This is a genomic window from Dactylosporangium sp. NPDC000555, assembly GCF_040300025.1.
In the GTDB taxonomy this organism is placed as follows: Bacteria; Actinomycetota; Actinomycetes; order Mycobacteriales; family Micromonosporaceae; genus Dactylosporangium.
Genome location: NZ_JBEPDB010000131.1, coordinates 1 through 14,796, shown reverse-complemented (window position 1 = coordinate 14,796; position 14,796 = coordinate 1). Strand labels below are relative to the sequence as shown.

At 67.8% G+C, this 14,796-nt stretch carries 14 protein-coding genes; 7 read left to right on the top strand and 7 right to left on the bottom strand.

Annotated elements, in window-relative coordinates:
* Positions 1 to 1,178 (top strand): coiled-coil domain-containing protein (locus ABT297_RS40750; RefSeq protein WP_350558747.1); only part of this gene is annotated, 1,178 nt, incomplete at its 5' end.
* A gap of 54 nt (positions 1,179 to 1,232) precedes the next feature.
* Here the strand turns inward: ABT297_RS40750 and ABT297_RS40745 are convergent.
* Genes ABT297_RS40745 through ABT297_RS40735 form a run of 3 tightly spaced genes read right to left on the bottom strand, consistent with a single transcriptional unit; the run spans position 1,233 to position 3,897 of the window.
* On the bottom strand, positions 1,233 to 1,865 hold the full coding sequence (locus tag ABT297_RS40745; protein ID WP_350558744.1) for a PIG-L deacetylase family protein: 633 nt from the start codon (positions 1,863 to 1,865) through the stop codon (positions 1,233 to 1,235).
* Positions 1,862 to 2,656 (bottom strand): sugar phosphate nucleotidyltransferase, encoded by a 795-nt coding sequence (locus ABT297_RS40740; RefSeq protein WP_350558741.1) that lies wholly within the window; start codon positions 2,654 to 2,656, stop codon positions 1,862 to 1,864. Before ABT297_RS40740 ends, ABT297_RS40745 begins: the two co-directional genes overlap by 4 nt.
* An 8-nt stretch (positions 2,657 to 2,664) precedes the next feature.
* Positions 2,665 to 3,897, bottom strand: coding sequence for a methyltransferase domain-containing protein (locus ABT297_RS40735; RefSeq protein WP_350558738.1), 1,233 nt, complete (start codon positions 3,895 to 3,897; stop codon positions 2,665 to 2,667).
* 230 nt (positions 3,898 to 4,127) lie between these two features.
* On the opposite strand from ABT297_RS40735, the gene ABT297_RS40730 reads away from it, so the two are divergent.
* The 3 genes from ABT297_RS40730 (at position 4,128) to ABT297_RS40720 (ending at position 7,461) form a co-directional block, all read left to right on the top strand.
* Positions 4,128 to 5,159, top strand: a complete 1,032-nt coding sequence (locus tag ABT297_RS40730; RefSeq protein ID WP_350558735.1) for an NAD-dependent epimerase/dehydratase family protein — start codon at positions 4,128 to 4,130, stop codon at positions 5,157 to 5,159.
* Positions 5,156 to 6,370 carry a class I SAM-dependent methyltransferase gene (locus ABT297_RS40725; RefSeq protein WP_350558732.1) on the top strand — a complete coding sequence of 405 codons (1,215 nt, stop codon included), beginning with the start codon at positions 5,156 to 5,158 and terminating at the stop codon, positions 6,368 to 6,370. Before ABT297_RS40730 ends, ABT297_RS40725 begins: the two co-directional genes overlap by 4 nt.
* 170 nt (positions 6,371 to 6,540) lie before the next feature.
* Positions 6,541 to 7,461, top strand: coding sequence for a WecB/TagA/CpsF family glycosyltransferase (locus ABT297_RS40720; protein WP_350558729.1), 921 nt, complete (start codon positions 6,541 to 6,543; stop codon positions 7,459 to 7,461).
* Positions 7,462 to 7,480: 19 nt separating this feature from the next.
* On the opposite strand, the gene ABT297_RS40715 is transcribed toward ABT297_RS40720, so the two are convergent.
* The 3 genes from ABT297_RS40715 to ABT297_RS40705 all read right to left on the bottom strand — a co-directional run bounded on the left by ABT297_RS40715 (position 7,481) and on the right by ABT297_RS40705 (position 10,788).
* On the bottom strand, positions 7,481 to 8,506 hold the full coding sequence (locus ABT297_RS40715) for a glycosyltransferase family 2 protein (protein WP_350558726.1): 1,026 nt from the start codon (positions 8,504 to 8,506) through the stop codon (positions 7,481 to 7,483).
* Positions 8,507 to 8,617: 111 nt separating this feature from the next.
* On the bottom strand, positions 8,618 to 9,499 hold the full coding sequence (locus ABT297_RS40710) for a glycosyltransferase family 2 protein (protein ID WP_350558723.1): 882 nt from the start codon (positions 9,497 to 9,499) through the stop codon (positions 8,618 to 8,620).
* Between the two features lie 122 nt (positions 9,500 to 9,621).
* Complete coding sequence (locus ABT297_RS40705) at positions 9,622 to 10,788, bottom strand: DUF1996 domain-containing protein (RefSeq protein ID WP_350558720.1); 1,167 nt, start codon at positions 10,786 to 10,788, stop codon at positions 9,622 to 9,624.
* A 347-nt stretch (positions 10,789 to 11,135) separates the two neighbouring features.
* On the opposite strand from ABT297_RS40705, the gene ABT297_RS40700 reads away from it, so the two are divergent.
* Positions 11,136 to 11,276 (top strand): hypothetical protein, encoded by a 141-nt coding sequence (locus ABT297_RS40700; protein WP_350558717.1) that lies wholly within the window; start codon positions 11,136 to 11,138, stop codon positions 11,274 to 11,276.
* A gap of 73 nt (positions 11,277 to 11,349) precedes the next feature.
* Entirely contained in the window at positions 11,350 to 12,216 is an 867-nt protein-coding gene (locus ABT297_RS40695; RefSeq protein ID WP_350558714.1) for a DUF6492 family protein, read from the top strand.
* Between the two features lie 44 nt (positions 12,217 to 12,260).
* On the opposite strand, the gene ABT297_RS40690 is transcribed toward ABT297_RS40695, so the two are convergent.
* Entirely contained in the window at positions 12,261 to 13,637 is a 1,377-nt protein-coding gene (locus tag ABT297_RS40690; protein ID WP_350558711.1) for a hypothetical protein, read from the bottom strand.
* Between the two features lie 596 nt (positions 13,638 to 14,233).
* Here ABT297_RS40690 and ABT297_RS40685 point away from each other — a divergent pair.
* Positions 14,234 to 14,796, top strand: a 563-nt coding sequence (locus tag ABT297_RS40685; RefSeq protein WP_350558708.1) for a hypothetical protein, incomplete at its 3' end; no start/stop codon positions are given.

Sequence of the window (14,796 nt, the reverse complement as noted above, 5' to 3'; positions counted from 1 at the left end):
AGATCCGCGCGGCGGCCACCGCCGAGGCGGAGGCGCTGAAGACCCGCGTCGAGGCCTTCGGTGCCGAGGCCGAGCAGCTTCGCGCGGCCACCGCGGAGACCGAGAAGATCCGCGCGGCGGCCACCGCCGAGGCGGAGGCGCTGAAGACCCGCGTCGAGGCGTTCAAGTCCGAGGCCGAGCAGCTTCGCACGGCCGGCGCCAAGGCCGAGGCGCTGAAGACCCGCGTCGAGGCCCTCGAGGCCGAGGCCGAGCAGCTTCGCGCGACCGCCGCCGAGGCGGAGACGCTGAAGACCCGCATCGAGGCGCTCCAGTCCGAGGCCGAGTCGGCCACCGAGCGGACGATGGCGCTCGACGCCGCGAAGTCCGAGGCCGGCGCCGCCGCAGAGAAGGCCGGCGCCGAGACCGAGGCGCTGAAGACCCGCCTCGAGGCACTTCAGTCCGAGGCCGAGCAGCTTCGCGCGACCGCCGCCGAGGCCGAGACGCTGAAAGCCCGCATCGAGGCGCTCCAGTCCGAGGCCGAGTCGGCCACCGAGCGGACGATGGCGCTCGACGCCGCGAAGTCCGAGGCCGGCGCCGCCGCAGAGAAGGCCGGCGCCGAGACCGAGGCGCTGAAGACCCGCCTCGAGGCACTTCAGTCCGAGGCCGAGCAGCTTCGCGCGACCGCCGCCGAGGCCGAGACACTGAAAGCCCGCATCGAGGCGCTCCAGTCCGAGGCCGAGTCGGCCACCGAGCGGACGATGGCGCTCGACGCCGCGAAGTCCGAGGCCGACGCCGCCACCCAGAAGGCCGCCGAGGCCACCGCGAAGGCCGCCGCCAAGGCGGAGCGCGAGGCCAGGGCGAAGGCGGACAGGGCCACGAAGCGCCTCGCCGAGGCCGAGGCGAGGCTGGCCGAGGTCCAGTCGCAGGAGGCCGCGCTGCGCGAGCGCCTGCAGGACTCCGCCGAGGCCGAGCGCCGCGTCGCCGAGCTGCACGAGCAGGAGGCCGGGCTCACCGCCCAGCTGGAGCGCCTGCGGGAGCAGGAGACGGAGCTCACGAGCAAGGTCGCCAAGTCCGAGACGGAGCTGAAGGCCCAGGTCGCCGCCGCCGAGGCCCGCCTGGCCGAGCTCAACAAGGAGCTGTCCGCCGCCGCGCCGAAGAACGGCAAGGTGACGGCGGACGCCGCCAACGGCTCCCGCTGACCGGCTCACTCCCGCGCGCGGTGGAAGACCGCGCGCGGGCTGTGCTGGGTGGGATCAGAAGGTGACGACCGACTTCGTGACCGTGTACGCCTCGGCGTAGTGGGCGCGGCACTCCATCCCCCGCAGGCGCGCCAGGCCCAGGAACACCTCGTCGTCCCACCAGTCGCGCGCCTTCTGCGACGGGAAGTGCTCGTGCAGCAATGTCACCTTGCGGCGGCCCTGGTCCGGGGTCAGCGGGACGTAGACGTTGCGCCGGGAGAGGTCGCCGTCCCACTTCGGGATCTCATAGTGCAGCACCAGGGAGTTCCGGAAGGCCGTCGAGGCCAGCGAGCCCAGCAGGCGGTGGTCCTGGTGCGCGTCGTCGGTCGACGGGGCCAGGACCAGGTCCGCGGTGCCGATGCGCGCGGCGGCCTCGACGATCTCCTTCGTGGCGTTCCAGTGCGCGGGCAGCCGGCCGTCGGGCAGGTCGTTCAGGTGGAACGTGAGCGAGCCGGCGTGGGACAGGAAGGCCGAGGCCGCCGCGCGGGCCTCCGCCTGCCGGTTCGGCACGCCGGTGGCCAGCACGTAGTCGACGGTGACACCCTCGGGCAGGCAGAGCAGCAGGCCGCCGGCCGCGATCTCGATGTCGTCCGGGTGGGCGCCCAGGGCGACGACCGACCGCACGCCGGCCAGGGAGAAGCCGATCACGAGGCGGGTCCCCGCACGGCGTCCCAGAGCATCCACGGGCAGCTGCCGCTGTTGTACGCCTCCTCCATCTCCGCGCGGTCCTTGAAGGTGTCGACCGCGCGCCAGAAGCCGTCGTACTGCTGCGCCATCAGCCGCCGCTCCGGGATGAGCCGGTCGAAGGCGTGCGGCACCATGTCCTCGCCCTCCCGCAGCGCGTCGAAGACGCCCGGGCGCAGGATGAAGTATCCGCCGTTCTCCCACGTCATGAGCTCGCGGAAGTCGCGCACCCGGGAGACCGAGCCATCGGCGTCCATCTCCACCACGTGATGGGTGGACACCGGCGGTACGGCGAGCATGCTCGCGGTCGCCTCCGAGTTACGGAACCGCTCCACCATCTCCGGCAGCGGCGCGTCGGTGAGCGTGTCGGCGTAGTTGGCCAGGAACATCGGCTCGCCCTCGACGTATTTGCGCACGCGCATGAGCCGCTCGCCGATGGTGGCCTTGAGGCCGGTGTCGATGAAGGTGATGTTCCAGCCGGTGATGTCCGTGGAGAACAGCTGGACGTCGCGGTCGCCTCCGGTGAGCGTGAAGTCGTTCGACAGCGTCTCGTCGTAATGCAGGAAGTAGTCCTTGACGACGGCGGCGCCGTAGCCCAGGGCCAGGATGAAGTCGGTGTGTCCGAAGTGTGCGTAGTAGCGCATGACGTGCCACAGCAGCGGCCGATCGCCGATCATCGCCATCGGCTTCGGCGCGTTGTTCGTCCCCTCACGCATGCGCATGCCGAGGCCACCACAGAACAGAACGACCTTCATGTGCGGGATTACCCCTCTACCTCGAGGACGGGGATCGGGTACACCAGTTTGCCGCCCCAGTCCTTGACGTAGGACAGCTGCGCGCTGATCTCGGTGCGCAGGTTCCACGGCAGGACCAGGACGTAGTCGGGCCGGTCGGCGGCGATGCGCTCCGGCTCGTAGATCGGGATGTGCGTGCCCGGCAGAAACATGCCCTGCTTGTGCGGCGATCGGTCGACCGTGTATTCGAGCAGGTCCTCGCGGATGCCGCAGTGGTTGAGCAGCGTGTTTCCCTTGCCCGGGGCACCGTATCCGACGACTCGCTTGCCCTCGGCGCGCGCCCGCATGAGAAACGTCAGCAGGTCCCGCTTGATGGTGAAGACCTCGTTCGCGAAGCCCTTGTGGCCCTCGAGCGTGTGCAGGCCGACCGCGGCCTCGGTCTCCAGGAGCGTCTTGACGGCCAGCGACGGTTCGCCGGCGGACTCGGTGTGCTTGGCGTGGACCCGCAGCGAGCCGCCGTGCGTGGACAGCTCCTCGACGTCGACGACGGCGAGCCCGCCCTTGGCCAGCGCCCGCGAGGCGGTCAGCAGCGAGAGGTACTGGTAGTGCTCGTGGTAGATGGTGTCGTACTGCCGCCGCTCGATCAGGCGCAGCAGGTGCGGGAACTCCAGGGTCACCAGGCCGTCGGGCTTGACGAGGTTGGCGAGACCCTGCGAGAAGCCGATGATGTCCGGAATATGCGCGTAGACGTTGTTGGCGGCCACGAGATCCGCGCGTCCGTATTGTTCGGCGACGGCCGCCCCGGTTTCCGGTCCGAGAAAGCAGACCTCCGTCCGGACGCCCTTTTCCCGGGCGACCGCCGCGACATTTCCGGCCGGCTCGACGCCGATGACCGGAATCCCCGCGGCCACAAAATGCTGCAGAAGGTACCCATCATTACTGGCCACTTCGGCGACCAGACTGTCGGCCGTTAGGCCGAGCTTCTGCGTCATCGCGACCGCGTAGCGACGGGCGTGCTCGACCCACGACGTCGAGTATGAGGAGAAGTAGAGGTAATCGGAGAAGATGTCCTCGCCCGCGACATATGCCGGAAGCTGCACCATGAGGCAGTCCGAGCAGATGCGCACGTGCAGCGGGTAGAACGTCTCCGCCGCGTCCACCTTGTCCGCCGGGACGTAGCTCTCGCAGAGCGGGGACATCCCCAGGTCGACGAAGGTCTCGGTGAGCCCGGCCCCACACAGCCGGCACGAGACTGCGGACATGCGTTCCCCCTCATAGTCGTTAGCGCTAGGCTGCTGGCCGGTGGCCGACAGTGTCGGAGACGCGCAAGCTTAGAACAGCTCTCTGAATCCCGAGCCGGCCGCCAAAGAACCTAGCCGTCCAGGCCACACGGCGGTAAACGACAAAGTAAAAAGTCCGACAGACCACCAGGGCCGTTTTCCACGGCTTCTAGAATCACATACTGCCCGCTCAAGCCTTCGGGAGCCAGCTTATGCGCGTACTCGTCACCGGCCACGACGGATACATCGGCAGCGTTCTTGTGCCGTTACTCACCGAAGCCGGGCACGAGGTCGTCGGCCTCGACACCGGGCTGTTCGCGGACTGCGTGATCGGTCCGGCGCCCGAGGAGGTCAAGACGCTCCGCGTCGACCTGCGCGACGTGGAGCCGGAGCACGTGACCGGCTTCGACGCGGTGATCCACCTCGCCGCGCTGTGCAACGACCCGCTGGGCAACCTCAACCCCGACCTGACGTACGACGTCAACCACCGCTCGACGCTGCGGCTGGCCCGCGCGGCCAAGGCCGCCGGCGTGGAGCGCTTCCTGTTCTCGTCGTCGTGCTCGCTGTACGGCAAGGGCGAGGACGACACCCCGCTGGACGAGACGGCCGGCTTCCAGCCGGTGACGCCGTACGGCGAGTCGAAGATCCGCTCCGAGCAGGGCCTGCTGGAGCTGGCCGACGACGACTTCTCTCCGGTGTTCCTGCGCAACTCCACGGCGTACGGGTTCTCCCCGCGCCTGCGCGGCGACCTGGTGGTCAACGACTTCGCCGCGCACGCGCTGCTGACCGGCAAGGTGGTGCTGCTGTCCGACGGCATGGCGTGGCGGCCGCTCATCCACATCGAGGACATCTCGGCGGCGTTCCTGGCGCTGATGGAGGTTGACCGCGGCCGGGTACACGCCAAGGCGTACAACATCGGGCGCACCAGCGAGAACTACCTCATCCGCGACGTGGCCAACCTGGTCGCCGAGATCGTGCCGGGCAGCGAGCCCACCTTCGCCGACGGTGCCGGCGCGGACCTGCGCAACTACCGCGTGACGTGCGACCTCATCGAGCGCGAGATCCCCGAGTTCCAGCCGAAATGGAACGTCAAGCTCGGCGTCGAGCAGCTCGTCGAGGCCTACCGGCGGCACGGGCTGACCATTGAGCAGTTCACCGGCGAGACCCACCAACGGATCAAACGGATCAAGGCGCTGATGGCGGCGGGCAAGCTCGACAACAACCTGCGCTGGACGAACGCGTGACCGCGCCGACCGAGGTCCAGGGCGAAAACGTCGAGCACCGCGTCTGCGACTCCTGCGGCGAGGACCGGCTCGTCCCGTTCGCCGACCTGGGCGAGATCCCGGTGCTGTGCGGCGTGCACTGGGAGGCGCACGGCGACGCGGTGGCCTCGCCGGTCGGCCGGATGGTGCTGGCCGCCTGCCCGCGCTGCGCCTACGTGCGCAACGTCGCGTTCGAGGCGGACAAGCTCGTCTACGACACCACGATGGACACCAACCTGCACTTCTCCCCCGCGTTCCAGAAGTTCTCGGCGGAGCTGGTGCGCAGCCTCAACGAGCGGTACGACCTGAGCGGCAAGCTGGTGCTGGACATCGGCTGCGGGCAGGGCGAGTTCCTGCGCGAGCTCACCCACGCCAGCGGCGCGCGGGGGGTCGGCTACGACGCCATGTACGCCGGCGAGGAGGGCGAGCAGGACAACGCCACCTTCCACTGCGGGTTCGCCCCGCGCGGCGGCGGCCTGCCGAAGTACGACTTCTTCACCTCCCGGCACTGGTTCGAGCACATCGACGACCCGTACGAGTTCCTCGTCGACCTGCGCGAGCAGGCGAAGGGGCGCGAGGTGTTCGGCTACGTCGAGGTGCCCGACGCCGTCTACGACCTCGCTACCGCCGGGTGGGAGGTCATCTACCCGCACGTGTCGTACTTCGACGCCTACTCGCTGGCCTCCATCTTCGGCCGCGCGGGCTGGACGGTGGAGTCGACCGGCACCCTGTTCTCCGGCATGTTCCGGTACATCGAGGTCTCGGCCAACCGGCCGCGCGCCGGCGGTCACGTCGCGCACACCGGCGAGCTGCCCTCGCTGCGCGCCCGGGACAAGCAGCTCGCCGCGATCGCCGGCTTCTCCGACCGCCACCACGCCGAGCGGCAGAAGTGGCGGGACACGATCGCCCGGCTCGACGCCGAGGGCGCCCGCCCGGTGCTGTGGGGCGCGGGCTCGCGGGGCGTGCAGTTCCTGACCCTCGCCGACCGGGAGCTGGCGCTGGCCGGCGTGGTGGACCTCAACCCGCGCAAATGGGGCCGGTTCCTGCCGGTCACCGGCCACCGGGTCGACCCGCCGTCGACGCTGACCTCGCTGCAGCCGAAAGCGGTCGTCATCACCAACCCGGCGTACAAGGAAGAAATCGCGAAATCCCTGGCGGATCTCGGCGTCACCGCCGAAATCCTCGTCGCATAACAACCGAGCGCCGTCAAGAATCCCGCATTCCCCGCACCGCTGCGAGGAATGCGGGATTCTTGGCGTTGGCAGCACGGCGGAAACTCCATAGAGTAATCAATTATGTACGGTGCGCACATTCGACTCCATGCGTATAGACCCCCTCAAGCCGAACACGTACGATCGCTGCTGTGCCCGAGCGCAATGAGCTTTCCCCGCACCAAAAACGCGTCATTTTGTCCGGCGTCGAATTCGACCCCATTTATGACGACGATGTGCAACGGCACGTCCTTGCCGAACTGGCCGCCGGGCGAGGGGGACAGATAGTAACCCCCAATGTGGACATCCTGCGCCGAGTCACCCGTGACGAGGAATCGCGCCAGTATGTCCGCGCCGCGAACGTCGTGGTGGCCGACGGCAAGCCGCTCATCTGGGCCAGCCGGCTCGCCGGGCACCCGCTACCGGCCCGCGTGCCCGGCTCCGACCTCATCTGGAGCCTCTCCGGCGCCATCGCGGAGCGGGGTGGCTCCGTCTATCTGCTGGGCGGCGAGCCGGGCACCGCGAGCCGGGCGGAAGACGTCCTGCGTGAGCGGTTTCCGAAGTTGCGGATCGCGGGGCACCTCAGCCCGTCGTTCGGGTTCGACACCCGGCCGGACGAGGTCGACGCGGTCTGTGCCACGGTGGCCGCGGCCAGACCGGACATGGTCTACGTGGGGCTCGGATTCCCCAAGCAGGAGCGGCTGATCGCTCGACTCCGTCCGTTGCTGCCGCAGGCCTGGTTCATGGGGTGCGGCGCCGCCATCGGCTTCGTTGCCGGCGTGCACCAGCGCGCACCGCTGTGGATGCAGCGCTCCGGCTTGGAGTGGGTGCACCGGCTGGTCAGCGAGCCGGGGCGGCTGGCGCGCCGCTACCTCATCCACGACGTCCCGTTCACGATCCGGCTTCTGGCCGGCAGCGCACGAGCCCGGCTTTCCCGCACTTCGACCAGCACCCCGACCGGCGGTCCCGCCTTTTCCGCGCCGGCGCCCCGGGCGCCGGAGTCCGCGGCCCCGGCCGCCGAACCGGCCAACGACCGGGACCCCACGACGGCAGCGGCAACGGACCAGCCATAGGTGACCGGCGTAGCGGAGGTCAGGGCCGGGCAGACATGCCGGGAAGCGTGGCCCGGCTCCGTCGGGACAGTAGTGCGAGCATCGCCCGCCGGTTGCCCGGGCGACGCACACGCAGCAACTCGCTGAAGCCCAGGGCCGTGACGAACAGAGCCGTGGCGAAGCGCCCGTGATACTTGCGGAAGTAGCGCAGACGGCTGATCGTGCTCAGCGCGACCAGCGCGGGCCCGGCCCCCGAGCCACCGCCCTCGTGCCGCGCTGTTGCCTCGGGAATGTAGTGGATCGCGAAGCCGGCCTGCCGTAACCGACGGCAATAGTCGGTCTCCTCGGAGTACAGGAAGAAGCGCTCGTCGTCCCACGGGCCGACCTGGGCGTCCGCCTCCGCCGTGATCACAATCGCCGCGCCGGTGGCCCAGTCGACCTCGCCGGCGCGTTCATACGAACCACGGGACCAGACCATCTCCGACAGCACACCCGGCCGGGACGGCCACTTTCCACCGAGCAGGGCGTCACCGAGCGCACGGAGCACGGTCGGCTCGCGCCGCAACGAGGGGAAGAAGCCGCCCGTGCCGTCGAGCATTCGCGGCACGGCCGCCCCAGCGCCCGGCGCCTGGGCGGCGTCGGCGAGCCGGCGGAGGCTGCCCGGCTCTAGCCGCAGGTCGGGGTTCAGGACCGCGATCGCCCGTGTCGGGCCGGCGGTTCGTCGGCCGACGTTTATCCCGCCGGAGTATCCGAGGTTGCCGCCGCTCGGGACATGCGTCGCCCAGGGCCGGGCGGCGACCACCTCGGCGGTGTTGTCCGCGGAGTCGTTGTCGACCACGATGACCCGCAAACGCAGCCCGTCGGCCGCCGCCGGCAGGGAGTCGAGGAGTCCGCCGATCTCCTTGGCACTGTTGTAGGCGACGATGACAACGACACAGTCGGCCAGCTCGCCCTCGGGGGCGAGCGAAACGGTCATCGTTGCCGTCGGGCTCGCCACGCCGACGCGATGACCGCTCTGCCGCTCGACAGCGGCCTCGCCCAGAGCATGCTTCTCCGAAGCTGTCATGTCCTGCCCCACGTCTGATCCGATCACTTCACCATGCGGGTTCTCACTGCACCATGCGGGTTCGAGCGAGGCAGGCACGGAGCAAGACCGCTGATCCTGTCGCGGCGACGGTCAGTGACGCGCCATCGCCATCCGCAGCAGCTTCCGGCTGCGATGGCGCACGGTTCGCGCCTGCCGGCCGGCGTACATCCGATACACCGCGGAACGAGCCTGCGACAGCTGCTCCGGGCTGAGGTCCGCACCACGCAGCCAACGCAGAATCTCCAGGCACTGCAGGGTGGTGGCGAAGTGGGACTGCCACGCCGGCACGTCCAGGCGGCGGGCGATGTCGCTGAGCTTGTCGTGCTTCCAGCCGCGGCGCGCGAGCACCTCGGGCACGTGGCCCCAGGGCCCGGCGAGGGCGAGCTTGACGGCGAAGACCTCGTCTTCGCGGAGCATGTTTCGCCGAGGGATCGCGGCCACCGGCGCTCGCCGCATCATCCCGTACAGCGGGTCGATCAGCAGGTGGCTCTCGTTGAGCAGGCGGAGCAGCTCGGCGAGGCGATCGACCGGGTCGGCCGAGCGCAACGCCGTGCCGTCGTAGCTCGCCGTCTGCGTGCCGTTGTCGGGTCCCAGGTACGCGACCTGCGTCGTGACGAGGATCAGCCGGGGATCCTCGTCGAACTCGCGCAGGCAACGCGAGACGAAGGTGGGTCCCAGGCGGTCGTCGTCGCCGATCCATCGGAAGAACGCGCCATTGGCGACGGTTATGGTCCGGACGAAGTTGTTGAAAAGCCCGATGTTGTGGGGCTGGCGGTGATATGCGATCCGGTCGTCGCGCGCCGCCAGCGCGCGGCACACTTCCTCGGTGTCGTCGGTGGAGCCGTTGTCCGAAATCACCAGTTCGACATTGGGATGATCCTGCGCCAGCACGGATTCCACGACAGGGATCACGCGCTCGCCGGCGTTGCGCACGGGAAGGCCGATCGACACCAGTGTGTCCGCTTTCACCATCGTTCCGTCCGGTCGGTGCGGCGAGCCTTCCTCGCCTGCCCGGCATGCTACCAAGCGAGCACTTCCCCCGTCGGGACTGTCACATCGCGGACAATGCCGGATTCCGAGGGACAGATGCGGGTTTACCAGCGGCCGCCGCGCGGGACTTGTTGGCGCCGGCGACGCGAGTAGAGGACCACCGACCCGATCACCGCGACCGCGCCTGCGCCGACCAGGACACCGGTACCCATGTCGGTCCGCTCGGCGGCCGCGACAGGGGCAGGGTCCGTGGCAAGACCAGCACCGGACACTGTCCCCAGCCCCTGACCCCCGCGCTCCACCGCCACCGCCGACGCCGACGATGCCGACGCGGTCGCCGATGGCGCTGATGTCGACGCGCTCGGCCTGCTCTGGCCGGGCTCGAGGCCTTGCATCACCGGACCGGCCGCGGAGAGGTCGACCTTTGACCGCTCGAGGTTTTCGCAGTACCGACCGCCGTTCAGGCAGGAGTTCACCAACGCGGACTGCACCTTGTCATCCCACGCGGCGAAGAAGTCGCCGTGCAGGCTGTAGCGGCCGCCGCTGGAGAGCTCATACGACGCGTCGGCCACGGGCGGAAGGTTGAAGCTGATTTCGAAGGTCAATTGCGGAAGCTTCACCGGGTGCGTCTTCGGACACGACCCGCGGTCGCCCGTGGAGGGAGCCATGTGCGAGCGGTGGTCCGCGGAGTCAAGGTTCGTCCCGTCCCAGCAGTCCGGGAAGCCGACGATGGCCTGGAGCACCGTCCCGGCCGAGCAGTTCGGGATGTCGGCGACATAATCGCCGCCGTCGCCGCTACACCGCCACGCGATGTCGAGCGTGCTCTGCGGCTGTACGGCGCCCGGGCTCCCGGAAACCATGCGCAGGCCCCGAGGAAAGGGCTTGACCTTGTCTCCCGTAGGCCCACCGCTGCGCCGGTAGTAGGCGGACAAGTGCTGGTTCTCCGCGGAGAGCCGCACCTCCTGGAGCGTTCCGCCGGGCGTTTTCCGGTACAGCGTCGGGACCCAGTACGCCGAGCGATCGGCTGTCGCGAAGCCGCGCTCGCACGTCGACTTCGACGCCGTGAGCGATTTCGTCGTGCTGAACGCGTCGGTCGTGGAATTGCCGTAGAAAGCGTGACGGTGCGAAGCGCCGGGCAGCCCGGGCGCGACGATGGGGTCGTCGCTGCCGAAATGCGAGATCGGGCAGTTCACGTTGAACACATAGTCGACCGCCGCGGCGGCCGGACGAGATGCGACGCCCAGCGCGGCCAAGCAGGCCGTTGCCAGCATCGCGACGACAAGGAGCGGTCGCGTCCAATGTGGCCCTGACACGGCTGAAGACATGCCTCAAGCTCCGTAGAAGACCGAGGATCGACCATAACGTCCGGTCATGTCCATTTGTGGAGACCCCTGACCGCCTGACGCTATCAGGTCGTTCTCGCTCTGCCCAGCCTGAAAGACAAGGCAGGGCCGCACGATCGGCGGCCGCAAGAGCGTTCGCGGGCCCGGATCGGCTGGCACGCGCCGGGTCGGGTCGGGTCGCCTCAACAGCGGCCCGTGGTACAGTGCGCCCGGACAGAGCTCGGATAGGGTTCAAGGTTCACAGGGGTCTTGCCTCTGGAAATTGGCGGATTGCGGTGCAGGACCTCGCCATCGGCAAGACCACGGTCGTCAGTGAACAGCGCGGCGTCGACGATCAGATCGAGCGGCGCGACGACCAGCGCCCGGTCCATGAGCTGACACGGGACGGCGCGGCACTGACCGCCGGCGATGTCTGAATGGCTCCCGCCGACGCACTTCATCACCGACGCGTGGTCACCTGCCGTCGTGCGTTAGTAGAGGGAGCTGGGCATGTCTCGACTGGCCGTTATCACGCCGAGTTTTTCCGGAGACTACGAACTCTGTGCGGATCTCAGTCGCTCCGTATTGCGCTTCTCGCCCGATTCCGTGCAGCACCACCTGATCGTGCCGCGCCAGGACATGGACCTGTTCGGGCAGCTGGCGGGCCCGCGCACGCACGTGCACGACGAGGCGGAGTTCCTGCCACGATCCGTGCGGCCGCTTCCCGGGGTGAACTTCTCCATCAACCTGCGGCGTCCGTTCCCACCCCTGCGCGGCTGGATCATCCAACAGATCGTCAAGCTCGCCGCCGCGGCCGGCTCGGACGCGGACGCGGTGGTGCTGGTCGACTCCGACATCGAGTTCTGCCGGCCGTTCTCCGCCGAGACCTTCGTGCGCGACGAGGTGGTGCGCTTCTACCGCAAGCCGAAGGAGATTGACGAGCGGCTGCCACGGCACGTCATCTGGCATCAAGCCGCCCGACGCCTGCTTGGACTGCCGCAGGCTCCGCCTCCGTACACCGACTACGTCTCGTCGTTGTTGGCTTGGGACCCCTCCGTGCTGCGGAGTCTGCTGCAGCGGGTGGAAGCTACCACCAAACGCTCGTGGGCCACGGCGGTCGGCGGGCAGCTGCACTTCTCGGAGTGGACTCTGTACGGGGTCTACGTCGACGAGATTCTCGGCGCGCCGGCGAACTCATTCTCCTCCGAGGACACGCTCTGCCACAGCTACTGGGACCCATCGCCGCTCGATCAGCGGACGATGGCGGACTTCCTGGCCAAGATTCAGCCGGAGGATATTGCCGTCATGGTCTCGGCGAAGTCGCGAACGCCGTTGACGCTTCGACGGGAAGCCATGAGCCGCCTCGCCGATCACTGAGGCGGCTGTGAAACTCGGGCCTGCCCACAGGTACTGATCACCGATCACAGTTCGATCCGGTACACGTGATGGGTGTATTCGTGGGCAAACTTGTCCGCGAACGAACCGTTGGTCACCGGAATGGTGCGGTCCTCACCGACGACGGTGACGGTGGTGCCATTGACACCGGCAGGCAGTGCAAAGGTCTTGCTGCCCGTAGCGTCCCCCATGCCCAGTCCGGCAAAGATATAGGCTGAGCCGTTGTAGGTCTTGAGCATGGTGTCGGTGCCATTGTTGAACGTGTAGTACTGGTATGTGAAACCGTTTACGGTACGCGTGCTGTTGTAGTGCGACTGGGTGTTGAGGACCGGAGCGAGTGATTTGACCTTGGAGTTGACCGCCTTGACCGCAGCATGAACAGCGGGGCACTGAACGATTGAATAGTCGCCGCAACGGCCGTTGTTGTTGTGCTGGAAGTAGGCGATACCACGGGCCTCATGAATGAGAGCCGACCAGACTGCCCCTTCGATCTGGTCGGGCTCGATGGTGCGAGCGCCCGCCTCGTTCAGGTTTGGCATGGCCGTCTCGACGAACGCCCAGATCGGTTTGAGCCTGGCCGGGTCCTGGAAGCGCTTCATCTGGTCGACCTGCCAGCCATAGGAGTAAGCGCGCGCGACGGGCGTGCCACTGGGCCAGTCGGGGGCATCATGCGAGCCGTCGATGAGACCGGCTACATCCGGGCTGGTGTAGGTGTACTTGTCGGCACTGGCGGAATCCATGAGCTTGATGTGATCATCCATGGTGTTGTTGGCCCAGAAGGTCCGTAAGATGCCGTTGCCGAAGTTGGCGTGCAGGAAACGACCGTCGTTGTAGCCGCGCAGCTTTTTGACGTAGGACTGCTGGACGGCCAGACGACCGTACTCACCGTTGTCGTGGTTCCAGTCGGGCGTGCATTCCGTGTAGCCCATGTCGCACTCGTCGGACACAAACCAGCCTACGGCCATGGGATTGTTGCCCACCTCGGCCAACGTCCAGTCCGGGCCCGGCATCACGTAGATCCCGGCGTTGGTGACGTTGGTCAGCGGGAAGGTTTTGGGGTCGTGCTCGACGTTCATGTAGAGGTTGATGCCGGCGTCTTTGAGTGAGGCGACGTGCGATGAGTCGGCCCTGCCGTAGAAGACGCCGATGGGGATATAGCTCGGGTCGTTCCAGCCCGCCGCGTCGGCTTTTTCAAACTGCTTCCAATAGCTGGGGCCGCCTTCCCAGTCTATGCGCGGCAGGTTGAGGATCGCTTTGGCACCTGCCGGTGGATCGCCGCCAACTGCGGACACCACGAGATAGCCGGTTGCCGCGATCGCCAATGCCGCACCCATAGCCACGAGCTTGGTGGTTCTCGATCTGCCGACGAGTGCAATTCTTTTCGATGCCGCCAATATGTTCACGTTCTCATCCGTTCCCGGTATCGGCTACCATTCCCATACGTTCCAGATGCACATTACCGGATCGCGTCCAAGGATCGTTGTCAGTGCTGATCGTCGGGGTGTTGCCGGCCGTGCCGATTCCGGGTTACCGGCCGACGTTGCCGAGGTCCATTTGGGGCTGCCGGCAGGATCGCCGAGGCGAACCGCCGCCGGTCGGGTCCGCTCATCGACGCGTGTGTCGTCGACCCGCGGTGCGACCACCGCCACAGCCCCGGGCCGAGGCGGGCACCCACCGCGGCACGCCCGGCCGGTCACAATCACCAATACCGGGGGTTGACACCTTCCAAGCCCCTCAGGAATTATTCTGCGTCGGACCAATGGCGTTCCATTTCCGTCGTCAATTCGGCAAGTTAACACCCGACGCACGCGGCGCCGGGCAGTTCGCACGAGATTCGTTCAAGTCGGTTGGACTTCAGGCGTCCCCTCGGATGAAGCCCGCAGCGTCGGGCTTGTTGTGACATAGCTACGGAGGACCGCAGCGCGCCGCCGCTCGGGCGCAGCCGCTGCGGCAGCATCAGCATTGCCGAGCTCTAGCATCCATGACCTCGAATGCTTCCGTGCAGGAGCGACTGTTGACGACCCAATCGGACGTTGTCTTCACATTCTCGATCGAAATGTTCGACGACGCCGTCGATCGCGAATTCTGCCGACCACCCGATCAGACGCTCCTCGCGCTCGCCGATGACGAGCGGGTCGGCGGGCTTGTGGTCGCGGACTCGTTTCGTTCATACATCGCATCCGTCGCACGACATCGTCCGTTGCGCCTGGTCGAGCCCGTGACGGTACGCAGCCGGACCGTTGTACGGGCACGGCCGCACCGGCTCCGGAAGATCGAGTCGACACAACTGGGCACTGTCGAACAGGCCTACCAGCGATATGGTGTGCTGCTCGGCCGGGCACTTGCCCGCGCCCGTGGTGAGCAGCAGCCGCGGCCGGAGTCGGCGACGCTGGTCACCTATCACCCGTTCGCCGCCGCATTCTGTGACGCGCCGTGGATCAGCAAGGTCGTGTACCTGGGTCGAGACGACTGGGCGACCGGTGAGGGTGTGCGTCCGTGGTGGGATCTGTTCAAGGAGGCCTACCGGCGGATCGAGGAACGTGGGGCGACGATTTTCGCGGT